General features: G+C 51.6%; 21 protein-coding genes and 1 tRNA gene. 4 read left to right on the top strand and 18 right to left on the bottom strand.

Annotated features, from left to right (window positions below):
* Genes WN56_RS05270 through WN56_RS05225 form a run of 10 tightly spaced genes read right to left on the bottom strand, consistent with a single transcriptional unit; the run spans position 1 to position 9,855 of the window.
* Positions 1 to 1,167 carry a methyl-accepting chemotaxis protein gene (locus WN56_RS05270; protein WP_046074026.1) on the bottom strand — a complete coding sequence of 389 codons (1,167 nt, stop codon included), beginning with the start codon at positions 1,165 to 1,167 and terminating at the stop codon, positions 1 to 3.
* The gene (locus WN56_RS05265; RefSeq protein ID WP_046074025.1) at positions 1,157 to 2,209 is read right to left on the bottom strand and encodes a chemotaxis response regulator protein-glutamate methylesterase; all 1,053 of its coding nucleotides are present in this window, start codon (positions 2,207 to 2,209) and stop codon (positions 1,157 to 1,159) included. Before WN56_RS05265 ends, WN56_RS05270 begins: the two co-directional genes overlap by 11 nt.
* Positions 2,209 to 2,859 carry a chemotaxis protein CheD gene (locus WN56_RS05260; protein WP_046074024.1) on the bottom strand — a complete coding sequence of 217 codons (651 nt, stop codon included), beginning with the start codon at positions 2,857 to 2,859 and terminating at the stop codon, positions 2,209 to 2,211. The genes WN56_RS05265 and WN56_RS05260 overlap by 1 nt, the downstream gene beginning before the upstream one ends.
* 1 nt (position 2,860) lies before the next feature.
* Positions 2,861 to 3,706 (bottom strand): protein-glutamate O-methyltransferase CheR, encoded by an 846-nt coding sequence (locus tag WN56_RS05255; RefSeq protein WP_046074023.1) that lies wholly within the window; start codon positions 3,704 to 3,706, stop codon positions 2,861 to 2,863.
* 2 nt (positions 3,707 to 3,708) lie between these two features.
* Positions 3,709 to 6,102, bottom strand: a complete 2,394-nt coding sequence (locus tag WN56_RS17160; protein WP_046074022.1) for a methyl-accepting chemotaxis protein — start codon at positions 6,100 to 6,102, stop codon at positions 3,709 to 3,711.
* 3 nt (positions 6,103 to 6,105) lie between these two features.
* The gene (locus WN56_RS05245) at positions 6,106 to 6,576 is read right to left on the bottom strand and encodes a chemotaxis protein CheW (RefSeq protein WP_046074021.1); all 471 of its coding nucleotides are present in this window, start codon (positions 6,574 to 6,576) and stop codon (positions 6,106 to 6,108) included.
* 8 nt (positions 6,577 to 6,584) lie between these two features.
* The gene (locus WN56_RS05240; RefSeq protein WP_046074020.1) at positions 6,585 to 7,082 is read right to left on the bottom strand and encodes a chemotaxis protein CheW; all 498 of its coding nucleotides are present in this window, start codon (positions 7,080 to 7,082) and stop codon (positions 6,585 to 6,587) included.
* A 9-nt stretch (positions 7,083 to 7,091) separates the two neighbouring features.
* A complete protein-coding gene (locus WN56_RS05235) occupies positions 7,092 to 9,194 on the bottom strand; it encodes a chemotaxis protein CheA (protein WP_046074019.1) in 2,103 nt (700 codons plus the stop codon).
* 21 nt (positions 9,195 to 9,215) lie between these two features.
* Entirely contained in the window at positions 9,216 to 9,575 is a 360-nt protein-coding gene (locus WN56_RS05230) for a response regulator (RefSeq protein WP_046074018.1), read from the bottom strand.
* 22 nt (positions 9,576 to 9,597) lie between these two features.
* Positions 9,598 to 9,855, bottom strand: coding sequence for an STAS domain-containing protein (locus WN56_RS05225; RefSeq protein WP_046074017.1), 258 nt, complete (start codon positions 9,853 to 9,855; stop codon positions 9,598 to 9,600).
* A 365-nt stretch (positions 9,856 to 10,220) separates the two neighbouring features.
* Between WN56_RS05225 and WN56_RS05220 the strand changes: the two genes are divergently transcribed.
* Both WN56_RS05220 and WN56_RS05215 read left to right on the top strand, forming a co-directional pair.
* A tRNA-Phe gene (locus WN56_RS05220) sits at positions 10,221 to 10,296 on the top strand.
* Between the two features lie 399 nt (positions 10,297 to 10,695).
* Positions 10,696 to 11,958 (top strand): HD domain-containing phosphohydrolase, encoded by a 1,263-nt coding sequence (locus WN56_RS05215; RefSeq protein ID WP_046074016.1) that lies wholly within the window; start codon positions 10,696 to 10,698, stop codon positions 11,956 to 11,958.
* A gap of 11 nt (positions 11,959 to 11,969) precedes the next feature.
* On the opposite strand, the gene panC is transcribed toward WN56_RS05215, so the two are convergent.
* The 8 genes from panC to thpR all read right to left on the bottom strand — a co-directional run bounded on the left by panC (position 11,970) and on the right by thpR (position 18,598).
* Positions 11,970 to 12,863 (bottom strand): pantoate--beta-alanine ligase, encoded by an 894-nt coding sequence (gene panC / locus WN56_RS05210; RefSeq protein WP_046074015.1) that lies wholly within the window; start codon positions 12,861 to 12,863, stop codon positions 11,970 to 11,972.
* Positions 12,864 to 12,874: 11 nt separating this feature from the next.
* Positions 12,875 to 13,669, bottom strand: coding sequence for a 3-methyl-2-oxobutanoate hydroxymethyltransferase (panB, locus tag WN56_RS05205; RefSeq protein WP_046074014.1), 795 nt, complete (start codon positions 13,667 to 13,669; stop codon positions 12,875 to 12,877).
* Positions 13,670 to 13,704: 35 nt separating this feature from the next.
* Positions 13,705 to 14,196, bottom strand: a complete 492-nt coding sequence (folK, locus tag WN56_RS05200) for a 2-amino-4-hydroxy-6-hydroxymethyldihydropteridine diphosphokinase (RefSeq protein ID WP_046074013.1) — start codon at positions 14,194 to 14,196, stop codon at positions 13,705 to 13,707.
* Positions 14,193 to 15,557, bottom strand: coding sequence for a polynucleotide adenylyltransferase PcnB (gene pcnB, locus WN56_RS05195; RefSeq protein WP_046074209.1), 1,365 nt, complete (start codon positions 15,555 to 15,557; stop codon positions 14,193 to 14,195). The genes folK and pcnB overlap by 4 nt, the downstream gene beginning before the upstream one ends.
* Before the next feature lie 102 nt (positions 15,558 to 15,659).
* Positions 15,660 to 16,544, bottom strand: a complete 885-nt coding sequence (gene gluQRS / locus WN56_RS05190; RefSeq protein ID WP_046074012.1) for a tRNA glutamyl-Q(34) synthetase GluQRS — start codon at positions 16,542 to 16,544, stop codon at positions 15,660 to 15,662.
* Between the two features lie 187 nt (positions 16,545 to 16,731).
* Complete coding sequence (dksA, locus tag WN56_RS05185; RefSeq protein WP_046074011.1) at positions 16,732 to 17,181, bottom strand: RNA polymerase-binding protein DksA; 450 nt, start codon at positions 17,179 to 17,181, stop codon at positions 16,732 to 16,734.
* 123 nt (positions 17,182 to 17,304) lie between these two features.
* Entirely contained in the window at positions 17,305 to 18,027 is a 723-nt protein-coding gene (gene sfsA / locus WN56_RS05180; protein WP_046074010.1) for a DNA/RNA nuclease SfsA, read from the bottom strand.
* Between the two features lie 19 nt (positions 18,028 to 18,046).
* Positions 18,047 to 18,598, bottom strand: a complete 552-nt coding sequence (gene thpR / locus WN56_RS05175; RefSeq protein WP_046074009.1) for an RNA 2',3'-cyclic phosphodiesterase — start codon at positions 18,596 to 18,598, stop codon at positions 18,047 to 18,049.
* Positions 18,599 to 18,663: 65 nt separating this feature from the next.
* Here thpR and hrpB point away from each other — a divergent pair, with 65 nt between their 5' ends.
* On the top strand, positions 18,664 to 21,117 hold the full coding sequence (gene hrpB, locus WN56_RS05170) for an ATP-dependent helicase HrpB (RefSeq protein ID WP_046074008.1): 2,454 nt from the start codon (positions 18,664 to 18,666) through the stop codon (positions 21,115 to 21,117).
* Between the two features lie 8 nt (positions 21,118 to 21,125).
* A complete protein-coding gene (gene mrcB / locus WN56_RS05165) occupies positions 21,126 to 23,465 on the top strand; it encodes a penicillin-binding protein 1B (RefSeq protein ID WP_046074007.1) in 2,340 nt (779 codons plus the stop codon).
* Positions 23,466 to 23,565: the final 100 nt, after the last annotated feature.

The raw sequence follows: 23,565 nt of genomic DNA, 5'->3' as shown, positions 1-23,565 counted from the left end.
TTAAAATAATTCAATGTCACCCTCGTCTAACGAGGCTTGTTTCGCTGGCGCTCGCGCCGCAGACCCCGCTTTTTCCTCTATCTCATTGACCTGTTGGTTGAGTTGCGGCCAGTCGATGGTATCGTCCGCCATGGTGTTAACAATGAGCTCGTTCAATTCTTCTAAGATGTGCAAGTTATCGAGTATGTGCCCACCTTGTTGCGATACAATGTCGGCAAACTGGAGGTTTTTGATACATGTGTTCACTTCACTTTGCACTTGCTCGCCCAGAGAGGAAACGCGTTCTATCTCTTTACCCACTTCATCATTGACCTCTTTAACCCCTTCAAGGAGCGAATCAATATAGTCTTTCGAGCGAATTGATTCGGTCATATCGAGCGAGGCGATCTCCCCCACTGTCGACTTTGTTTTATCGACGCTGTCTTGGGCCAAATCGATGTGTTTGTGAATTTCGGTATTCAGATCGGTCGCTTTAATCGCGAGGGAGCGAACTTCTTGCGCCACCACGGCAAAGCTGCGCCCATTTTCCCCCGCTCGCGCCGCTTCAATCGCCGCATTAAGCGCCAATAAGTTGGTCTGCTCTGACATGGCCTGCACATCATCCAACAGCTGGAACACTTCATTGAGCTTGCCGGACATCTCTTCGATGATATAAATCGATGCCACGCTTTTATCACTGACCTTCACCATGATGTCGATATAGCCATCAATGGCTTTCTCAGTGGCTGGCAACACCTTGGTGAGACTGTATTCACTCTCATCATTATAGAGCAGCTCATTAGCCATTTTGGTGGCAGTGTTGACCTGTTCACGACAGGCACTTTGCATCGCGAAAAAGCTGTTGTTAAGGCTTTCTACCGAGTTATCAATCACCTCACGTTGGCGTGAGAGTTGCTCACGGATAGGGACGAGTTCAATAGACAGAATATGGTGGATACGACGCAAAATTTGCTGAGGCTCATCGCCCGTCTCAGTGCTGTCAGAGGCGCCATGCTGAGTGATAGATTGCGCTGTGTGGCGTAATGTCCACAGGTGCCAGCTCATGCTGGCGAGCACAAGCCCAGCAAGCGCCATGGTCTGCCAAGACATTGACCAAAGCGCTAACGCAACCACACTGACCATTGTCAGCGCAGGTGGCCAAATAAATGTGTAGCGATTAGCGTCCATACACGGCCTCCACTAAAAAATTTGCCACTTCGGTTAAACACAGCGTCTTTGCCACGCCACCAAGTTCGATCGCGACTCTTGGCATTCCCCATACCACTGAACTCGCTTGGTCTTGCGCAGCAGTAAGTGCACCGGTTTGATACATTTGCAGCAAACCATTTGCGCCGTCTCTGCCCATCCCGGTTAATATCACACCAATAGATTTCCCTCCCACCGACTCTGCGATGGATGAGAACATCACATCAACCGATGGACGATGTCGTTCAACCGGGTCACTATTAGAGAGCTGACAATACAAATGCCCTTGTCGATTAACGACGGTAAGGTGTTGGTTTCCCGGCGCCACATAGACATGCCCTTGTACCAAAGGCACCCTTTCCGAAGTCACTTCTTCAACCTGCAAACGACACGCACGGTCTAACCGCTTGGCGAAAGGGCCACAAAACGCCGCTTTGATATGTTGCGTCACCACAATCGGTGGCATGTGGGCAGGCAGACGTTCGAGGACGCCGCGCAGTGCCTCTGTTCCTCCCGTCGATGCCCCCAAACCAATGACTTGATAGCCCCGGCGGTTGTAATGCTGACGATCGATGGTGACATTCGGCTGTTTATGCCAACTCTTTGTTTGTCCGACATTGGCCTGGGCAGCCATTTTCACTTTGCTGACCAGCTCATCACGCTCGCGAGTGATCGCGGTCGCGCTGTTCGCTGAGGGCTTAGGCACATAATCCACCGCGCCGATTTCCAGTGCCGCCAAGGTGACATCTGCACCATGCTGAGTCAGGGTCGAGACCATGATCACGGGCATCGGCCGCAAGCGCATCAGGTTTTTAAGAAACTGGATGCCATCCATTTTGGGCATTTCAACATCGAGCGTGATCACGTCGGGATTAAGCTTTTTAATCTTCTCGCGCGCCTCGTAGGGGTCTGCCGCTGCGCCAACCACTTCTAACTCAGCGTCACTTTCTAGGCATTCTCTTATCAAGGTGCGATAAAGCGGCGAGTCATCGACAACTAACACTTTGTAGCGATATTGGCTCATCAGAATAACTCCACATCTTGCTCGTCGGCGCCATCATTGTAAGACTCCTGCAGCAAGCGCTGGTTGTATTGCGTTTCTTCCGCCACCAACTCTTTTTGGCTCAACGATTGAATCTTCTTTACCCACGCTTTACCCGTGCGCGGCTCGAAAAGTACCCGGCGTGGAAATGCCAACCCAAGGTCTTCAGATATCAAGGGGAGTTGCTCATTGATGACATATTGGCGAACAAAATCGATATTCTTACGGCCAATCGCGATGTTTTGCCCCATGATATTGCCACCACCAAACAGCTTTACCCGCAGCCGGTTTTTCACCGCACCTTGTTGCAACAAAGAGTTGATCAGAATTTCCATCGCGTAGTTGCCATAGCGCGCGGCACGCGACAAATGCTGTTCGGGTGTCCAGGTGGACTCCGCCTCTTCACGCTTGAGTGGCAACATAAAATGGTTCATGCCTCCGACTTGAGCCAAAGGGTCCCAAATACACGCGGCAATACATGAGCCCAAGCCTGTGGCAATCAGCTCATCATCAGAGCTAACATAAACATCGCCAGGCTGGAGCTTCACCATGTGCTTATCATGCTCAGGACTAAAAAAACGTTTCAGTGTTTTCTCATGCGCATGATGATGTAATTCCAACGCTTGGTGCATATCACTCCCGTTTGCGATACATGGTGTGGCCTAAGTTATCGAACCTCTCTGCCATCTTTCCGATCCCTTCCGAGTGGCCGATAAAAAGCACACCGCCGGGAACAAGCTGCTGCCAAAACCGCTCAATGAGTCGCTGCTGTGTATCGCGCTCAAAATAGATCATCACGTTGCGACAAAAGATCGCGTCCATTGCGTACTTGTGAGGCCACTCCCCTTTTAAATTCAGTTGCTTAAAACTGATCGCATCACGAAGTGGACGTTTGGCCTTAAACAAGTCTTGTTTGATGCCTTTTCCTTTTAAAAAGCCGTTTTGCAAATACGCTTTGGGGATGGTGTGCGCCACTTCCAAACTGTAAGTGCCATTACTGGCGGTATTGAGCACCTGGGTATCTAAGTCAGTGGCAAGAATTTGTACATCTAATTGCCCCTCTAACATCCCATGACCCGCCAATACCGACGCGATGGTGTAAGGCTCTTCACCGGTCGAACAGCCCGCTGACCAAATCCGGATACGCTTTTGCTTCGCCGCTTGCCACTGCGGAATAAGCTGATGCGCTAAAAACTCAAAATGATGACGTTCACGAAAGAACTGGGTTTTATTGGTGGTTAGCGCGTTAATGAAGGCCACACGTTCATCTTTGCTCTGCTCCACCAGCGCAAAATAATCATCAAAAGTCGCCATCCCTGTTCTGCGTAAGCAGCGCGCCAACCGGCCATACACCATGCTTTTCTTTTTATCCGCAAGAAAAATACCCGTTTCGCTTTCCATAAACGTCTGTACATAGTGGAAATGCCGTTGGCTAAAATCATAGGCGCCAGCCGACGAAGCATTCACTGGCGCTGACATGATTAAAACTCCTCCCACTCGTCACTGACTTCATTGCTCGACGACTTTTGACTGTTCACTGCCTTGAGACGCGCTTTGGCGGCCTCACCATTGCGGTAACTGTCACTGCTCGCTCTAGGCGCTGTCTTAGTCGTGTGAGTCGGGGTAACCTTGGGTTTCGAGCTCGGGGTTTGAATATCTACGAGCTTGTCGGCATCAATATCCACTTGGAAGAAGCCAATCAAGTTAATTAACTCCGCGCCCTCTTCTCTCATCGACTGACTAGACGCGGCCGCTTCTTCAACGAGCGCAGCATTTTGCTGTGTCATTTGGTCCATTCGTGCCACTGAGCGTGTGATCTCATCAATGCCCGTGGCTTGCTCTTGGCTCGCCGCATTAATTTTGTCAATCAACTGGGAGACTTCCGACACCGACGCGACAATTTCTTCTAGCATTTCGCCAGACTCGTCCACGAGCTTCGACCCTTGCGTGACTTTTTCCACACTGTCTTTGATCAAGTCCTTGATCTCTTTCGCCGCGCCGGCACTGCGTTGCGCCAAGTTACGAACCTCGCCAGCGACAACGGCAAAACCACGTCCTTGCTCACCCGCACGCGCAGCCTCTACCGCCGCATTCAAAGCCAGCAAATTGGTCTGGAATGCGATTTCATCAATCACCCCAATGATGTCAGCAATTTTCTTGCTGGCATCGTTAATTTCCGCCATCGCATCCACGGTCTCTTTGACCACTTCACCGCCTTTGCGCGCTTTTTCACTGGCTTTAGTGGAGAGAGTATTGGCCGATGACGCACTTTCCGCATTCTGCTTCACGGTCGCTGTCATCTGCTCCATACTGGCAGCCGTTTCCTGCAGATTAGCCGCCTGCCCTTCAGTGCGCTCGCTCAGGTCGTTATTTCCCTCAGCAATTTCGGCTGACGCAGACGCCACCCGTGCCGACGAATGCGTGATCTTTTCGACCATGTTACGAACGTTATTAATCGATGCATTGACCGCTTGGCTGAGATCTTCAAACTCGCCTTTGTAGTCTTCCGGCATAGTCGTTTTGAGATCCCCTTTCGAGACCCCTCGCATCACGCGAATACACTCGTTAAGCGGATCGACAACACTATCCAGTAACTGGTTGATCCCCTCACCGAGTTTTGCCATCGCGCCACGATAGTTACTGGTATTCATCCGATCGCTCAGATTACCATCCGCCGCTTTTGCGATAAGACGCTCGACTTGGCGCTGACCATCCATTTGCTCGGTAATGTCCTCCCATTGCAGCGCAGGGCCAATGTACTCATCGTCATCGTCGTAGAGGGCAATACAATTAAGCGCAAATTCGAGTTCCCCGACCGTAATCTCAGCTTTAAATGGCATACGGTCGGGGTTGGCAATCACAGATTGTTGGTGCGCTGGGTTTTTGTGGAATTGGTCAATACTAGTGCCTACGAGTTTATCCGTTGAGAAGCCGGGGAAAATCTCGCGCATTTCATCTTCACGGCTCTTGAACAGCTCCGTCACTGCCGGGTTAAGATAGCGAATGGTACCGTCTTTATCTGCTAGCATTACATTGGTGGTCATTCCCTCGACCACGGCCGCCAATAATGAACGTTCTGACTCTTTCTTACGCCTTTCAGTGACATCACGCCACTCAATCGTGGTGCCTACATGCTTACCGTGACGGTCGTAACTGGCAGTGGCATGAAACTCAAAGCGCGCATCTTTAAAGCGAATATCCCGATTGATAGGCATCTTATCGGGGGTATGAAAGGTTTCGCGCTGCAGCTGAGGAAAAAGATAATCAATATGTTTGCCAAGAATATCGTCACGGCTGGCAACAAAGGCACTGTTTTTCGCCCGAAAGGTTTTCTCATGCTGTTTACACAGTTTTACCGCTTGCTCATTCACATGGGTGATTTCGCCCTGTCTTCCCAATAAAACGAACGCACTGTGAGTGTTATCCAATGCGCCTTTAAGACGTTGGTGCTCCTCCGTTTGGTGGGCGCGTGCCGTCACATCACACAGCTCAACACTGTAGCCTTGCCCATCGGCGACTTTACTGGCAGACACACGCAACTTGCCCGCGCCTAACTCGACAGTTTGGACCGATGGTTTGTCGTCAATAAGCTGCTGCCACTGTTGGTAGTCCACCAAATCCGCCGCAAGTATGCTGCTCATCGGTTTACCAAACAGCACTTCACTTTGCGCGGTGAAATCGACATTGCCGTGCTCGCGAATCGCGGCCTGATAACATTGCAACAGTTGCAGCGCACGTCGATTAATCAAGGTGACTTGCTGCTGACTGTCGAGCATCACAAGTGCAGCAGGCGCGACATTAAGTGCCGCTAACAGCTGCACATTCTGTTTTGTCTGTTGGTTGTCTTGCTGTACTTCCCTTTTAAACCACGCCATATTCTAGTCCTCGTTTGCGCTTTCCGGTTGTGCGCTTTGTTGTAACTGATCAAAGTCGAACAACTGTTCCAAGTTAATCAACACCAGGTGCCTGTCATTCACTGACGCAATGCCCTCCATGTACCACTCATCGTGTTGGTGCAGTCCTGGAGGGGCTTTAATTTGCTCTTTTTCCAAGTTGTGCACTTCAGCCACCGCATCCACGACGATACCGAGCGACACCCCTTGTTGGTTGCGAACAATAATGATGACGCTCATGGCGGTGAGCGTCGCTGGCGTCATACCAAAGCACTGGCGAATGTCCATAATGGGAATGTACTCCCCCCGTAACTCCAGCACCCCCAACATGTGAGGCAGGGTGTTAGGAATACGACGGACTTCCGACCACCCTCTCACCTCTTTCACATCGAGAATATGGACGCCGTATTCTTCATCCTCGAGTAAGAAACTTAAGTATTCTCGCGATTGCGCCATATCCCCACCTATATCCATCGCTCGATACGCAACAACTCATCCACATTCACCAACGACATCACCCGCTCGCCGACATTGAGTAAGCCACTGACATAAGCAATCACCTGAGAATCACCAAACGGAGGCATAATCTGTCCCTCCCCTTGGTCAACCACATCGGAAACGGCATCGACCACTACGCCCATCACCTTGTTATTGGCGACTTCACTGGCGCGCAAAATCAGCACCACGGTTTCTCGGTGATAATCGACCTGTTTGGCCTGAAAGCGAATACGTAAATCCATCACGGGCACTATCATTCCGCGTAGGTTGATCACGCCCAAAATAAAAGTGGGCGAGCGCGGGATCAGTGTCGGTGACTCCCACACCCGAATCTCCTCTACCGTTTGGATATCGACGCCATACAGTTCGCCATCTAGTTCGAAGCTCAGATAGTCACTGCCTTGCAGTTGCTCAACACGATCATCGATATCGAGCACATTGTCTGATTCCGTTACCGTCTGCATCGCCTCTCCTTATGCCGCCGCGATATGACCGCTGGCATCGCTGACACGTGCTAAAAACTGAGTGATTAAGCCTTGGATATCTAAAATGAGTGAGACAGAGCCATCTCCTAGAATGGTCGCGCCTGAAATACCAGGCACGCGGGCATAATTTGACTCCAAGCTTTTGATCACCACTTGCTGCTGCCCGAGCAGCTCATCAAGTAGCAGGCCGACCTTTTTATCCCCGGCTTCGACCAAACAAAGCAGCTGTTTATCAAGATCGTCGCCACTGCTGCCGAGCTCAAACTCTTCTTTTAAACGAAGAATGGGAATGTTTTCTTCTCGCAACCGATAAAGCTGAACACCAGATGCGGTTTTAATTTGGCGGCTATCAATCTGAAGCGACTCAATGATAGAGATCAGCGGCACCACATATACTTGGCCTTCTACTTTCACCAGTTGACCGTCTAAGATAGCCAATGTCAGTGGCAGGCTGATTTTAAAGGTACTGCCTTGCTCTGGTGCTGAGTGCACATCAATGTTGCCGCCCAGTTGCTCAATGTTGCGGCGCACCACGTCCATGCCCACGCCACGCCCTGACACATCAGATACTTGCTCCGCCGTTGAAAAACCCGGCGCAAACAAAAGATTAAAAACATGCGCGTCGGTCAGTTCACTGAGCGGGAGGTCGTCTGAAATCAGCCCTTTATCCAGCGCTTTGCGCCAGATCCTTTCTTTGTGTAATCCAGCGCCATCGTCACTGACTTCAATCACAATCGAGCCGCCCTGATGGTAAGCATTCAGATGCACTTTCCCTGTTTCAGGCTTGCCTTTTTCCGCGCGGACTTCTGGGGTTTCTAAGCCATGATCCACCGCGTTGCGAACCAAATGCACCAGCGGATCGGCAATTCGTTCGAGCACGGTTTTATCTAGCTCGGTGCTCTCGCCTTCAATGACTAACTCCACCCGCTTTCCCAACTGGGAGGAGAGATCACGAATCAAACGAGGGAAACGGTTAAAGGCAAAACTGATCGGCAACATGCGGATATCGAGCACGCTTTCTTGCAACTCTTTGGTATTGAGCATCAGTTGCTCAAGGCCAGATTGCAATTGCTCAAGCCGCTCAGGGGAGAAGTCACTACTTAACTCTGCCAGCATCGACTGTGTAATCACTAGCTCGCCCACGAGGTTGATTAGGTTATCGACTTTGTCTATCTCCACCCGGATAGAAGACACACTGGCTTCGCTTTTCGCCGCAGGTTTGTTGGCTTTATTGGCAGCGGATTTGGGCTGAGAAGATGAGGCGGGCTTTTCCGGGGATTGTGGCACAGTGGCAGACGGTTCCACCTCAACCGGTTCGGTATCCACATCACTGGCCTCGCCACAATGGATAGGCGTAATCGTGAGATCGCACTCGTCTTCAACCCATTCAAAAATCGCTTCGATTTCATCACGTGGGACATGTCCATCAACCCGAATATCCCAACGTAAATACAGCTTTTCAGGGTCTAACTGCGCAAAACGTGGCAGTTGGGTCGGATCACAGCTAATTTCCGCCCCACCCGGTAATGCATGTAACTCACGCAAAATCCGGACAGGGTCATTGCCTGAAAACAACATATCCGGGTGAGGCACAAAGGTGATTAACCACTCTTCGATATCTGCGGCCATCGCCTCCTGTGAGCCATGGTCACTCGATATCGGCTGCGTGGATAAAGCACTTGAAGAGGAATCAGCCGCACCGTCACTGTCCATAATCGCATTGAGGGCGGCAGTCACCGCATCTCGCTCGCTTTCGTCGTACTCAGCCTCATTTTCATATGCTTCAAGCATCGCGAGGATACAATCGCCACCACGCAGTAATACATCGATCGTGTGGCTGTCGAGCTGTCGCTTTCCCTCCCGAGCCTCGTCAAGCAAGGTTTCCATCACATGAGTGAAGTGACTAATATCGTCAAGATTAAAGGTGGCAGCCCCCCCTTTAATCGAGTGCGCAGCACGGAAAATGGTATTAATGGATTCAAGATCTGTCGCCCCCGGGTCAAGCGCCAAGAGCTCTCTTTCCAGCACTTCGAGGTTCTCACGACATTCTTCATAAAAGATGCGTCGTAACTGGTCCATATCCATGGCCATATCACCCTCCGTTGATGCGCCTTACAGCACGCGCTTTAGTGTTTTCAGTAAGGTATCTGGGTTAAATGGTTTAACAATCCATCCTGTCGCGCCCGCCGCTTTACCCGCCGATTTTTTCTCAGCGGACGCTTCGGTAGTGAGCATCAATATCGGCGTGAATTTGTACTGCTGCACGCCTCGCACTTGTTTAACAAACTCAAAACCATCCATCACCGGCATGTTGACGTCGGAAATGATGAGATCAAACTTTTTAGACTTTGCTTTTCGCAGTGCATCTGCACCATCATTCGCTGTTTCAACCTGATAACCCGCCTCTTTTAGCGTGTGGCTCACCATTTGCCGAATCGACACCGAATCATCCGCTGCTAGTATATTGGCCATCCTTTTACTCCTACTCCGTGTATCAAGTATTTAGCTTTAATAAAGTCGTCATGCCGGCATGTTGTGCCGAAGTATGTAAGCAATCCGGTACGTTTTGCCACTGAAGATCATCACACGAAAGTACCAACCCCAGCAGTAATTGCAGGCCTGCACCATCCACTCTGCCCAGTTGGCTGGCGTCGATGACGTATGTCTGATTGTCCGTCTTTTTCGCCTCCCATTCCGCTTTTACCTGCTGTACTTGAGAAATATCGAGAGACTCTCCGAGTGCTATTACCATGGCTGAATCGCCCTAAGCTGTTGTCAAAAAAAGGCATCTCATTTGCTTGTTGAATAAGTGTAGCAACAATCAATCGAACAGCTTATTTTAGTCCCTACTTTTAAAGATGGATTATCGACAGCAGGGTTATTTCTAAAAAAAGAAAACCTAAAATTATGATTAAAAAACAATAAAATATGTGATGCACTGTTTATTAAATGCAAGAAAATCAACACCTTTGCATTCCTTTCTATTCATTCAAAAGAATGAGTGAGATCACAAAAAGTAACGGTTAAACAACGTGGGAATAATACTTATTCCAATGAAATGAAGCAGTTAAATATGCTTTGACACGAGCCGGTTAATGCTATTTAATAGTCGCCCTGGCCCGGATAGCTCAGTCGGTAGAGCAGGGGATTGAAAATCCCCGTGTCGGTGGTTCGATTCCGCCTCCGGGCACCATGTTTACGAAAACCCCTGCTCACATGAGTGGGGATTTTTTTATGCCGACACCGTGTCGGTGACCTTGCAGGCCGCACCTTGCAGGCCGCAATCTATTCCGCCTCCGGGCACCATATTTAAAAGAATCCCTGCTCACACGAGTGGGGATTTTTTTATGCCGACACCGTGTCGGTGACCTTGCAGGCCGCACCTTGCAGGCCGCACCGCTATAAACACGGTACACAACGCTTTGCCACGACAGCAAATGCATCCCCCCCTCTGGCACTTTTTGCTACTCTTTAAGTCGACTTCCGTTCAGTGCGATAGCGATTAGGCTTTTTACTCAACATCACCAATTTATGGTAATCTGTTGGGGGTTTATTCTTGTCTTTTACCTCATGGATCGAGTGTCATTAACGCATGTCAGCCAATAGCATCAAGCTCTCAACAGAGCGACTTCAAGCCGGTCTTTACATCAAACTCCCGCTAAAATGGCGCGATCATCCGTTTATGCTTAATCGTTTTCAAATAGAAAGTGAGGCACAAGCGAAGGTGATACGCTCGCTCCCGATAAGCTTTGTCTACTATTACCCGGATAAAAGTACGGCGGCGCCTTTACCCGCACTGGCAGAAAAAAAAGAAAACCCGGATGAAGTCGATCCACATGCGGTCAGCCGAGAAAAAGCGGCGATGGAGCAGGAGAAACAACTGCGTATAGAGGAACAACGCCGCTTTCGTGCGCGCATTCAAAAAGTGCAGAAGCATTATCAACGTTCGATGGCACAGCTACGGGCCATCAATATGAAGGCGGCCAACCGTCCACAAGCGGCTAACGAGGATGTCCGCATGCTCGTCGATAGCATGATGGTCTTTGGTAGCGAGTCGAATGTCACCCTGCATCTAATGGACGATCCTAGCCTGGCAGAAGACATGTATGCGCACTCACTGAATGTGGCCGTCCTCGCGCTGATGTTGGCACGTAGTAACGGGTACGACAATGATCAGCTTCGCGCATTGATCACCGGCGCGGTGCTGCATGATATCGGTACAAAGAAGGTGCCGTCGGCCATCGTGCGAAAAAAGGAGCGACTGACGGAGCCGGAAATGAATTACTACCGTCAACATGTTAATTATGGGGCGGAGCTGGTAGCAGAAATGAAAGAGTGTACCCCTGAAGTCGAAACCATCATTGCCCAGCACCACGAGTTTGCTAACGGCAGTGGTTTCCCCAAAGGCCTATTAGGCGATGACATTGACGAAGCGGCACAAATTGTCAGTATGGTGAACTTTTTTGACCGCTTATGTCGCCCTCAGTTTGGCGCACCAGCAAGGATGCCTTTTGCTGCCTTGTCTCATCTTTTTAAAGACAACAAAGCCAAGTTCAACCCACGTTTGTTGGCATTATTTGTCAAGATGATGGGCGTCTATCCACCGGGGACGGTGGTGAAATTGTCGAATGACGATGTCGGCATTATTATTTCGGTGAACAGCTCTGCCCTGCTTAAACCCAATGTGATGATTTATGATCCGGATATTCCTTCCGATCAAGCCACCATCATTGACATGCGCGACAGTGAGCTAGAGATAGACACGGCCGTGCCTATCTCCAAATTGCCAGAAGTGGTGAAAGAGTACCTGAAGCCACGCACTCGAATTGCCTATTTTATGGACGCTGACGGCTAAGCAACGACGCATTAGTCGCCACTGGGATCAGCTTTGTCCGCTTTATCGACGGCTCGATGCAATTCCACTGTCAGGTTATCAATAAGGCGTGTATTACCAAGATAAGCGGCGACCAAAATCACGGCTTGTCGGCTGTCTTCGTTCACGTACGCAAGAGAGGTGGCGTCACGAATATAAAATTCGTCAGGCTGTAATCCCGCCGCGCGCAATTGATCATGAGCATCTTCAATCAGATCGTCGAGATCACGACGCCCATTGCGCATTTGTGCACTCATCCAGCGCATGGTTTTTGCCAATACTGGTGCACGTTGGCGCTCATCGACGGTTAGGTTGTTATTACGAGAGCTCATCGCCAACCCATCGCTTTCACGCACGGTGGGTACACCAATAATCTCAATCTGCATGGCCATATCTGCCACCAATTTGCGGATCACCGCCAATTGCTGAAAGTCTTTTTCGCCAAAACAGGCCACCGCAGGCTGCACCAAATTAAAGAGCTTGCTCACCACGGTGGCAACACCACGAAAATGACCGGGGCGCGATGCCCCTTCTAACATGGTTGAGAGCCTTGGCACCTCGACCGTGGTGTGTGCATCGAGTCCGTGTGGATATAGCGTGTCGGCCGTTGGTGTAAACACCAGATCCACGCCCTCTTCACGCAACTTAGCCAGATCATCATCCAATGTACGCGGGTAGTTGGCTAAATCGTCCGCGCGATCAAACTGCATCGGGTTAACAAAAATGCTAACCACGACAGCATCGCCTCGCTCGCGAGCTTTGCGCACCAAGGTTAAATGCCCTTGGTGGAGATTCCCCATGGTCGGCACAAAGGCGATGCGCTTATCCGCTTTTTGCCACTGGCTGATTTGATCGCGCAGTGGCGCCACCTCAGAAATTACCTGCATACTCGGTCTCTCTATTTAAACGTGTGGGCGGAACCGGGAAATTCGCCACTCGCCACTTCCTGCACATACTTAGCCACCGCAGCGCGCGCATCACCGGCCTCTGCCAAGTAGTTTTTCGAGAACTTGGGCATATAGTTTGCCGATACGCCGAGCATATCATGCATGACCAAAATTTGACCATCGGTATCACCGCCGGCACCAATGCCAATCACTGGCACCGACACCGTCTCGCTAATACGTTTAGCCAGTGAGGCGGGCACGCATTCAAGTAGGATAATCTGTGCACCGGCCTTCTCTAGCGCGACCGCATCGGCCACCATTTGCTCGGCTTTCTCTTCCTCACGGCCTTGTACTTTAAAGCCACCAAAGATATTCACCGATTGCGGGGTGAGGCCCAAGTGCGCACAAACCGGCACGGCGCGCTCAGTCAGCATTTTCACCGTATCAACCAGCCATGATCCGCCCTCAATTTTGACCATATTGGCGCCCGCTTTGATCAACGCTGCAGCATTAGTACAGGCTTGCTCAGGGGTGGCACAGCTCATAAATGGCATATCGGCCATCAGCAAGCTGTTAGGACTGCCCGCTCGCACGCAACGGGTGTGATACGCCAGCTCGTCAACAGAGACTGACAAGGTATCGCTTTTTCCTTGCAACACCATGCCTAACGAATCGCCAACTAATAAAACAGGCACGTCCTGCTGCTCAAATAATTGAGCAAAGCTCGCATCATAGGCAGTCAAGGACGCAAACTTCTGCCCTTGCTGCTTCCAAGTGATCAGATCGGTAATTGTGATTTTTTTCATTGTGTCTCCCAAAGCCTGAAACTGGGGCCCACCGATTAAGCGTGATCGCTAATACGGGTTAAACCATTGCGATCAACGCGCGTCAGGCACGCGGCGAGGGTGCTGCCATCAGGCAGGCACAAGTCGGGGGCGATGTCGGCAAGTGGATAAAGCACGAACTCACGCACTTTCATGCCGTAATGTGGCACCGTCAGTCGCGGCTCGTCGATGACGCGATTGCCATAGAGTAGAATATCAAGGTCCAAGGTTCTCGGTCCCCAACGCTCTGCTTTGCGTTCCCTGCCATAATCAAGCTCAATGGCTTGTGTTGCATCCAATAGTGTCAGAGGGTCAAGCTGAGTGTCCAGCTCCGCGACCGCATTAACATAATCGGGCTGATCGGTCGGCCCCATAGGTTTGCTGGTATAAAGAGCTGATGCTGCCACAAAGCGACTCTGCGGCAGTGTCTTTAACGCAGCAATCGCCTGTTTGGCTTTTTCTACAGGCTCACCGAGGTTGCTGCCAATGGCGATATATACCCGATTCATGCGTCTGAATTTGACTGCGGTTTACGCCGACGTGGCGGTCCCTTGCGCCGACGAGACTTGGGTTTACGCGTATTATGAACTTTATTGATCGCACGCACCATTTTTTGGCGGCCACTTTGATCTGCACGCTGAAAGTCTCGCCACCACGCACACAGCGCTTCGGTCTCTTCACCTTCGACCGCACCGCGCATCTCGAGCAAATCAAATGCCGCGCGGAATTTTTTCTCGTCCAGTGTTTTAAAGGCACGCGCACCAGTGCGACGAGTCATACGCATTTGCAATTGCCACACTTCACGTATCATGGCGGTGAAGCGCCGCGGAATGGCGATGGTCTTAACTTGCTCATCCACAATGTCACTGGCGGCCACCATGAAGGCATCGTAGTAGCTCAAACCACTCTCAAATGCCATTTCTTCCGCCCGTGTCACCAAGGGATACCACAGCATCGCAGCAAATAAGAAAGCCGGATTAATGCGCTGTTCGTTAACCACCCGCTTATCGGTTGAGCGTAATACCTGCTCTAACATCTGTTCCGTTTGGCTAGATTGCGCTTCGGTAAAGTGCGCGGCCACGGCAGGGAAAAGCTGCTGAAATAAATTATACTCGCGCAACATTTGGTACGTCGCGAACCCTTGACCGGACTGCAACAGCTTCAAGCTTTCTTCAAACATTCGCGCGGCCGGGATGTCTTGCAATAACGGCGCAAGCTCGACAATCGGCGCCGCTGTCGCGCTATTAATCGTCATATCAAGCTTAACCGCAAAGCGCACGGCGCGTAGCATCCGTACCGGATCTTCACGGTAACGCGTTTCAGGATCACCGATCAGGCGGATAACGCGGTTATTGAGATCATCGAGCCCCCCCGCATAATCCCGAATAGAAAAGTCGGCGATATTGTAATACAGCCCGTTCACCGTGAAGTCACGGCGCTGCGCGTCTTCATCGATGGTGCCATATACATTGTCACGCAATAGCATCCCATCTTCCGAGCGAGCGGTTTGCTTATCTTTTTCGCCTTTACCGTGATGGCCTCGGAACGTGGCGACCTCAATCACATCGCGGCCAAATAAGATATGGGCGAGACGAAAGCGTCGGCCTATGAGTCGACAGTTACGAAACAGCTTTTTGACTTCATCCGGCGTTGCGTCTGTCGCAATATCAAAGTCTTTGGGTTCACGCCCCAACAAAAGGTCTCGCACACCGCCACCAACGAGGTACGCTTCAAAGCCCGCTTTGTGCAGGCGATAAAGCACTTTCAGCGCATTTTCGCTGATACCTTTTCGCGAAATGCCATGTGCTTTGCGGGGGATAACTTCCAACTTAAGATCCTCTATTGCTCGTGTTTTACTATCACGATTCAGAACCTTACGGCAAAAGCTGGTCACTCGATTAAAGATAGCTCACCTCGTATTGATTGTTCGGGCCATGAAACAGCGGCATATAATATATCAGGGTGGGCCATTTTAGAATGCTGTCATCACTTCCGTTTTTTTCGGTATGTGTGGCAACGACCAACGCTTGACCGCCAGGTGTAATAATTCGGTGGGGGTAGCCACCTCAGTGTCGGCCACTGCATGCAAACCAAGAAACGTCATCGCTGCGCGTAAAGCAGGAAGCGGCGCTTGATTATCAATGGCAGGAGCCCGGTTTTGTTTCGAAAGCTTGTGTCCCTCTGCATTGACCGCCAGAGGAAGGTGTAAATAACGCGGCACGGGTTGGCCGAGTTGTTGGTACAATGCAATATGGCGCCCTGTCGGCATAATCAAATCCGCCCCACGCACGATATCGGTCACGCCTTGGTCGATATCATCTAATACCACCGCCAAATTGTATGCATATAAGCCATCACGCCGCTTAATAATAAAGTCTTCGTTGGCCAGATTCGCATCCAGGTGGAGCGTGCCGTGCAATCGGTCATTGAAGGCTAACACCTCCACGGGGCTTTTTAGCCTCACCGCGGCCCCGTCAGGGCCTTTGTCTTTATCACGACACCAACCTAGGTAGACGCCGCCCGCCTCTTTGATTTGCCGACGCGTACAGGTGCAATAATACGCCTGTCCCGATGCAAGCCAAGCCTCTATTTGTGCTTGATAATCAGAAAGGTGCTGACTTTGATAACGCACTTCTCCGTCCCACTCAAAGCCAAACGCCTCCAGCGTGCGTAAAATATCACTGGCCGCGCCCGGCTGCTCCCGAGGCGGATCAATATCTTCTATCCGTACCAGCCACTGCCCGTGATGTGCGCGAGCATCTAAATACGAGCCGAGTGCCGCCACCAATGAGCCAAAGTGCAGCGGGCCCGACGGGGAAGGGGCAAAACGGCCAATATAAGTGGTCTGCGAAGTCATGATAAGCGCATAGACAGTAGGTGCAACGCCTGCAGCGAGTGTGAATAGCGCAAATTGTACGGGGATCTTGCGCTAACACAAGCACCCTAAAATACAAAAAGGGAGCCGAAGCTCCCTTTTATTTGTCTGATTTTCTCTCCGCTAACCATGGCTAGGCATCGATGTGTGCAAATACAACGCGCCAGCGTTAGCCAGCCATTTGCTTTTCTTTTAGCTCAGCCAGTGTTTTACAGTCAATACACAGCTCTGCTGTTGGGCGAGCTTCTAAGCGGCGCACCCCAATTTCGATACCACACGAGTCGCAAAAGCCGAAGTCATCATCTTCGATACGCTGCAATGTCTTATCGATCTTCTTAATCAGCTTGCGCTCGCGATCGCGATTACGCAGCTCTAGGTTGAATTCCTCTTCCTGTGCTGCACGATCGACAGGATCGGGGAAATTAGCCGCCTCATCTTTCATATGATTCATGGTGCGGTCGACTTCTTCCCTGAGCTGATTACGCCACGCATTGAGGATTTTACGGAAATGCTCAAGCTGAGCCTCTCCCATATACTCCTCTCCAGGTTTCTCCTGGTATGGCTCTAATCCGGCAATGGCCAGGATGCCCAGCGATTTCTTTTCTTTGCTTTCTGGCATTCAGCTTCTCCTAAAAAACCTTGACATGACCCGTGTCTGTCAAATGAGGGCGCTATCTATAGCAGAAAGCCTTTAGGGTGGCAATCTTTGATTTACGCCCTACAACGCCCAATGTGAACATGCTTACACTTTTGCGGTATGACTAACAAAAGGTACGGAATTAACCAGATTTAGCTCACTCGGCGACATCTGAGCCTGATAGCAGATCACTTCTACCCCTGACGCCAACGCATGATTTAATAACTGGTTATAATCCGGGTCGATATGGGGGGCGCCAGTGACTTTTTCAATCCCCGAGTGCAAAACAACGAACAATAAAACCGCACGATGTCCTTGCTCTGCCATCGCCATCAGCTCACGCAAGTGCTTTTGCCCTCGCGTCGACACGGCGTCCGGAAACGCGCCCCAGCCGTCTTCCTCCAATAATGTGACACTCTTTACTTCTATATAGCAGTCCGCTTTGTCATCGTCACGTAATAGTAGGTCTATGCGGCTGTTTTCACTGCCATAGCGTACTTCCGTCTGTAATTGTCGATACCCCACTAGTTCAGGAATACGATTCGCCTGCACCGCCTCAACCGCTAAGGTGTTGGCGCGCGCCGTGTTGACACAAATCCAGTGTCCCTGCTGGGTATGATTAAGCTCCCAACTGTGAGGGTATTTACGCTTGGTATTATCGGAGGTGGAATACCAAACGGTATCGCCTGGCGTCGCACAACCGGTCATCGCCCCCGTATTGGCACAATGCATGGTCAGCGACTCGCCATTAGCCAAGGTCACATCGGTTAAAAAACGTTTATAGCGGCGTACTAAGGTTGCCGACGCTAGTGGTGGGGAAAACTGCATCTTCCGTTCCTGCTGATGATTAACAAAGGCTGAATTGATGCAGGCATTGGTATAACGCCCGCCCCTCATTATCTCGAGGTATCGATTCATCCGACGAGGAGGAAGGCGAAGCATATAATCCAAATCGTTGACACGCAAATGTCTGGGTAGGAGGCGTCGGTAAGTCCAGCGCATCGTCATCTTTGACACCACGACGCAAGGTAATATGCGGGGTAAACGCATGACTGTCCGCTTTCGCTGGCCAAACGGGTAAGGTCTGTAAATGATGAGCCAGCGCCAATAAGGCTTGCGGAGGAGACGCTAACGTTGCACAGACAATCCTCGGCTGAGCCCATACTTCAACGGTCGAGGCCGTGATGGAAAAGGCGGGCAGTTGAAGGTCTTGCACCGTGGCTTGTAGACGAGGAATATATGCATCCGGCACATCACCCAAAAACGCCAAGGTGAGATGTAAGTTTTGATCGGGCACCGCATGCCCGACTCCACTGAGGCTATTTTTATACGCCACCAGCTGCGCCCGGGCGGTTTGGTTAATGCCCTCCTCCAAACCTAGCGCGAAAAATAGTCGCATGGGCTCTCCTTTTACGCTCAGTCCGTTAAAATAGTCACTTTGATTCTGACACAAAGGGCAAATTCTTGTCGCAGCTTCCGATTGATGCCGTGATACCTGACCTGATAGACGGGCTCGCGGCCTATCCACAAATCCTCTTATCCGCACCACCAGGAGCGGGTAAGTCGACGCGCTTACCCCTCGCGCTACTTGAGCAAGCACCACTGCCGGGAAAAATCGTGCTACTGGAACCCCGTCGGCTCGCCGCTCGCAACATTGCTCGCTTCCTCGCCCATCACCTAGATGAGCCTATTGGCCAAACCATAGGTTTACGCATGCGTGGTGAGACAAAAATCAGTGCTAAAACGCGTGTTGAGGTGGTCACTGAGGGAGTGCTGACACGTTTGCTGCAAACCGACCCCATGCTCGATGGCGTGAGTGTGATCATGTTCGACGAGTTTCACGAACGCAGCCTGCATGCCGATCTGGCGCTTGCCTTGAGCCTAGATTGCCAAGCCGGCTTGCGAGATGATCTGCGCCTAGTGGTCATGTCTGCGACCTTAGATAATCACGCCTTGGCGCAACATTTACCCGACGCCCTGACCCTGACAACTGAAGGGCGCAGCTATCCGATTCATTATCACTATCACCCACTGTCACGGCATTCACCATGGGCCAGCGCAGTAGCGAGCGCCAGCCTTGATTTTATCGCTCAACACGCAGGGTCGGCCCTACTCTTTCTCCCTGGCATTGGGGCCATTCGCCAGGTTTATGCCGCCCTAGAAGGGCGTCTACCTGATGACATGGATTTGCACCGCCTCCACGGCAGCCTTGACGTCTCGGCGCAACACGCCGCGATTGCGCCTCCCTGCCCTGGAAGACGTAAGTTAGTGCTCACAACCAACATTGCTGAAACCAGTTTAACCATCGAAGGGATTCGTTTAGTCATCGATGCTGGGCTTGAGCGCTTGGTGTTGCACCAAGCCCAAACCGGTATCAATAAATTGGTGACGCGGCAAATAACGCGTAGCGCTGCCATCCAGCGTGCGGGGCGAGCAGGTCGTCTCGAAGAAGGGCAATGCCTGCGCTTATACAGTGAAGAGCAATTTCAGCGCTTACCTGCCACTCCCACCGCGCCGATCTTGCGAGAGGACTTGACCGATCTTGCCCTCAATGTCATCCAGTGGGGCTGTGATGTCAAAGATTTACATTGGCTTGACGTGCCGCCCACCAAGCATTGGCAAGCGGCCTGTACCAGACTGACACAATTGGGGCTGATTGATACGCGCCAAGGACTCACAGCGCTGGGGCAACGTGCCATCCAATTGGCTGCTAGCCCGCGCGCTGCCGCCATGTTGGCTCGGGTTGAAAAAGCGGATACCGCCGTGTTATCCACCGCCTGCTGGCTCGCCGCATGGGCCGACAAACCGATGACCTCAGGTGTATCACTGGCACTGATTGACCAATTACAGGCGGTCATGTCTCACAAAGACTATCAAGACCGCGCTCAATCGCTGGCACGGGCGCTTGGAATAAAGTTACAACGCTCACTCGATGAAGCCATATTGCCACTGCTGGCCGCGAACATCTGGCCAGATAGAATCGCATTGAGACGGGGAAAAACGGGGCGCTTTATGATGGCCAATGGTCACGGCGTGACACTCGATAGCCAAGACGCACTCAGTCACAACGAGGCAATCGTGGTTTGTGATGTGATGGCCGGTGAGCAACACGACAGCCGCGCCTACAGTGCTATCGCGCTTTCACTGCGCTCGCTACAACAAATGCGCCCCGACTTATTACGTCAACATGAGGTCGTACAATGGGATGACCAACGCGGCACATTACAAGCAGAAAAACAGCAACGCCTCGGCGAATTAGTGCTTTATCGTGAGCCACTTAATACACTCAGCGCCGAGCAGCAGGCGCAAGGGTTATTAGACGCCGTGCGCCAAAAAGGCATTAATACACTGAACTGGCAAAGCGGCAGCCAATGCTTGCTCACCCGCGCCCGCTGCGCACAAGCCTGGGGACTGGATATCATGCTACCGCCACTTAGCGACGACGACTTATTGGCATCGCTCGATACCTGGCTGGCGCCTTTTGTCCATGGCATGTCACGTTGGCAAGCCCTGCAGCAGTTGGATCTCAAGCCCGTGCTGGAGGCCTGGTTCGGTTTTGCGGTAACACAGCAATTAAACACCGCGTTGCCCACACACATTACTGTCCCAACCGGATCACGTTATCCGCTGCGCTATAACCCGGAAAACGCGCCCGTCTTAGCGGTAAAAATGCAGGAAATGTACGGACAGGCGGATACACCCACCCTGGCTAACGGCAAGGTGGCCGTGCAAGTGGAGTTGCTCTCTCCCGCCGGACGTCCACTGCAAATCACGCAAGATCTGGCGGGGTTTTGGCAAGGCAGCTACAAAGAGGTGCAAAAAGAAATGAAAGGGCGCTACCCTAAGCACCTTTGGCCTGATGACCCGGCCAACCATGCGCCAACCCGTAAAACCAAGCGCCATTTTAACCAGAGTTAAGCTATTGTATGGCAGAGAAAAAAACACGCTCACGCCCGAGCAACAAAAAACGTTCATCACCCAAGCGCCAGCCCAAAAAGACGTCTACTAAGCCAAGTTGGGGGAAACGCCTGTTAGGCTTGGGGCTAAAGTGCAGCCTCGTCGGGGTTGCGGCCGTCGTTATGTTAGGTATCTATCTGGATGGCAAAATCCAAGACAGGTTCAGCGGCCAGATTTGGCAGCTTCCTGGGGTCGTTTATGGCCGAGTCATCAACCTGTCTCCTGGCAGCGACTTTTCCCTTTTGCAGCTGCGCCAACAGCTAGACGCCCTCAACTATCAGAAAGTGCGTACGCCCAAACGGCCTGGCGAGTACTCGGCGTCAAGCACTCGGCTTGAGATCATTCGTCGCCCATTTGATTTTGAGGATGGGCCCGCGCCGGCGCGTCATGCGATGTTGAGCTTTGCTGACGGCCAAGTGGGTAAAATCACCGAGGTAAACAGCCAACAACCGCTAGGGTTACTGCGTATCGAGCCCAAGCTGTTGGGCATGATGGAATCTGGAATTCGCGAGCAGCGTTTATTCTTACCACGAGAGCGCTTTCCCGAATTTTTAGTTGAAGCTTTGATTACCACGGAAGACAGAGACTTCTATCATCACGAAGGCGTCTCTCCTACGGGTATTTTGCGTGCCTTGGTCGCCAATATTCGCGCAGGACGCACCGTGCAAGGTGGCTCGACGCTTACCCAACAGCTGGCTAAAAACCTATTCCTCACCCGTGATCGTACCTTGTGGCGTAAGGTGCAAGAAGCCTACATGGCTTTGATCCTCGATTTTCGCTACAGCAAAGACAAAATCCTAGAGGCCTATCTTAACGAGGTCTACCTTGGCCAAAACCGCGGCGAGCCGGTGCATGGCTTTCCTTTGGGCGCGCGCTTGTATTTTGGTCGCCCTATCAGTGAGCTACGTGTTGATCAACTCGCGCTGCTGGTTGGCATGGTAAAAGGGCCATCTTATTACAATCCCTTCCGCCACCCTGAACGCGCGAAAACACGACGTGATCTGGTATTACGCTTGATGCTCGAGCAAAATCTACTCACCAGTGCCAATTACGATGCTGCCGCCAGTCGTCCGCTCGATATTCAGGCCACCCCGACACTTTCGCGTCCCCAACCCGCCTATTTTGATCAACTTAAAGAGGAGATCCGCCAACATGTAGGCGATAACTACGCGGCAGGAGAAGGGCTACGTATATTTACCACACTGGATCCTGTCTCACAGCAAGCCATTGAAGGCGCGGTGGTGGATAAAGTTAAGGCGCTGAAAAATAGAGCTGGCAACAAACTTGAAGCAGCGGCCGTCATCGCAGACCGACGCAGCGGTGAAATACGCGCCATGGTTGGTGGGGCGCGCCCAGGCTTTGCAGGCTTTAATCGCGCATTAAATGCCAAACGTCCTATCGGCTCGCTCTCAAAACCGGCGGTGTATCTGACCGCGTTGAGCCACCCCGAACGTTTCCAGCTCACCAGTAAGATTGACGATAAACCGATTCGCTTGGAGGGTAGCCAAGGCAGTAGCTGGCAACCACGCAACTATGATCGCCAGTATCGAGGCCGTGTGTCCTTACTCACCGCTCTCGCCAAGTCTTATAACGTCCCGACGGTGAATCTCGGCATGCAGTTGGGGTTAGATGAGGTGATCAATACCTTTGGCAAACTGGGTGCTAATACCGATAATATCCCCCAGGTACCGTCATTGCTCCTCGGCGCGTTTAGCATGAGTCCCTTCGACGTCACACAAATCTACCAAACGCTCGGCAGTGGTGGGCAACGTGCGCCATTAACCGCCTTACGCGCGGTCACCACCAAAGAAGGACAGAGCCTTTATCAAAACTGGCCAAAAGCCGAGCGTGTTGTCTCTCAGCAAGCCGGCTGGCTAACGCTGTATGCGATGAAGCAAGTGGTGCAACAAGGCACCGGCGGTTATTTAAAACGTCATCATGGCAACGTGGCACTGGCCGGCAAAACCGGCACCACAGACGATAACCGAGACAGCTGGTTTGTGGGTATTGATGATAAAGAAGTCACCACAGTTTGGCTTGGCCGCGACGATAACCAATCGACCGGGCTCACCGGGGCCTCAGGCGCATTGCGTGTCTATGATGATTATCTCAGTCGTCGAGGCGCCAGTGCGCTGACGTTATCTTGGCCGGCTCACATCACGACGGTCGCGGTGACGCAAAAAGGCAGTCAATACCAGCTGAGCTGTCGCGGAGATGCCTCGCTGCCGGTTTGGGACATTGATGGGCAGTTTGCCAAGCGCTGTGGTCAGTCAGACCCGGTCGGGTGGCTGAAAGGTTTATTTAATTAACCGTCAGCACACCATCAGGCATCACCGTTCAAGCTCGTAATAAAAAGCCCCGGCCATCATGGCCGGGGCTTTTTTATCCAATATTAATCCGAATCACAGA

Source organism: Salinivibrio sp. KP-1 (genome assembly GCF_000968645.1).
GTDB classification, from domain to species: domain Bacteria; phylum Pseudomonadota; class Gammaproteobacteria; order Enterobacterales; family Vibrionaceae; genus Salinivibrio; species Salinivibrio siamensis.
Note: the sequence above shows the minus strand (reverse complement) of the source record. Positions and strands in the feature narration are given on the sequence as shown.

What these genes read in the sequence shown, in the direction of transcription:
- WN56_RS05270 (WP_046074026.1), bottom strand. Translation starts at nt 1,167, where the DNA reads ATGGACGCTAATCGCTACACATTTATTTGGCCACCTGCGCTGACAATG.
- WN56_RS05265 (WP_046074025.1), bottom strand. Translation starts at nt 2,209, where the DNA reads ATGAGCCAATATCGCTACAAAGTGTTAGTTGTCGATGACTCGCCGCTT.
- WN56_RS05260 (WP_046074024.1), bottom strand. Translation starts at nt 2,859, where the DNA reads ATGCACCAAGCGTTGGAATTACATCATCATGCGCATGAGAAAACACTG.
- WN56_RS05255 (WP_046074023.1), bottom strand. Translation starts at nt 3,706, where the DNA reads ATGTCAGCGCCAGTGAATGCTTCGTCGGCTGGCGCCTATGATTTTAGC.
- WN56_RS17160 (WP_046074022.1), bottom strand. Translation starts at nt 6,102, where the DNA reads ATGGCGTGGTTTAAAAGGGAAGTACAGCAAGACAACCAACAGACAAAA.
- WN56_RS05245 (WP_046074021.1), bottom strand. Translation starts at nt 6,576, where the DNA reads ATGGCGCAATCGCGAGAATACTTAAGTTTCTTACTCGAGGATGAAGAA.
- WN56_RS05240 (WP_046074020.1), bottom strand. Translation starts at nt 7,082, where the DNA reads ATGCAGACGGTAACGGAATCAGACAATGTGCTCGATATCGATGATCGT.
- WN56_RS05235 (WP_046074019.1), bottom strand. Translation starts at nt 9,194, where the DNA reads ATGGCCATGGATATGGACCAGTTACGACGCATCTTTTATGAAGAATGT.
- WN56_RS05230 (WP_046074018.1), bottom strand. Translation starts at nt 9,575, where the DNA reads ATGGCCAATATACTAGCAGCGGATGATTCGGTGTCGATTCGGCAAATG.
- WN56_RS05225 (WP_046074017.1), bottom strand. Translation starts at nt 9,855, where the DNA reads ATGGTAATAGCACTCGGAGAGTCTCTCGATATTTCTCAAGTACAGCAG.
- WN56_RS05215 (WP_046074016.1), top strand. Translation starts at nt 10,696, where the DNA reads ATGTCAGCCAATAGCATCAAGCTCTCAACAGAGCGACTTCAAGCCGGT.
- panC (WP_046074015.1), bottom strand. Translation starts at nt 12,863, where the DNA reads ATGCAGGTAATTTCTGAGGTGGCGCCACTGCGCGATCAAATCAGCCAG.
- panB (WP_046074014.1), bottom strand. Translation starts at nt 13,669, where the DNA reads ATGAAAAAAATCACAATTACCGATCTGATCACTTGGAAGCAGCAAGGG.
- folK (WP_046074013.1), bottom strand. Translation starts at nt 14,196, where the DNA reads ATGAATCGGGTATATATCGCCATTGGCAGCAACCTCGGTGAGCCTGTA.
- gluQRS (WP_046074012.1), bottom strand. Translation starts at nt 16,544, where the DNA reads ATGACTTCGCAGACCACTTATATTGGCCGTTTTGCCCCTTCCCCGTCG.
- dksA (WP_046074011.1), bottom strand. Translation starts at nt 17,181, where the DNA reads ATGCCAGAAAGCAAAGAAAAGAAATCGCTGGGCATCCTGGCCATTGCC.
- sfsA (WP_046074010.1), bottom strand. Translation starts at nt 18,027, where the DNA reads ATGCAGTTTTCCCCACCACTAGCGTCGGCAACCTTAGTACGCCGCTAT.
- thpR (WP_046074009.1), bottom strand. Translation starts at nt 18,598, where the DNA reads ATGCGACTATTTTTCGCGCTAGGTTTGGAGGAGGGCATTAACCAAACC.
- mrcB (WP_046074007.1), top strand. Translation starts at nt 21,126, where the DNA reads ATGGCAGAGAAAAAAACACGCTCACGCCCGAGCAACAAAAAACGTTCA.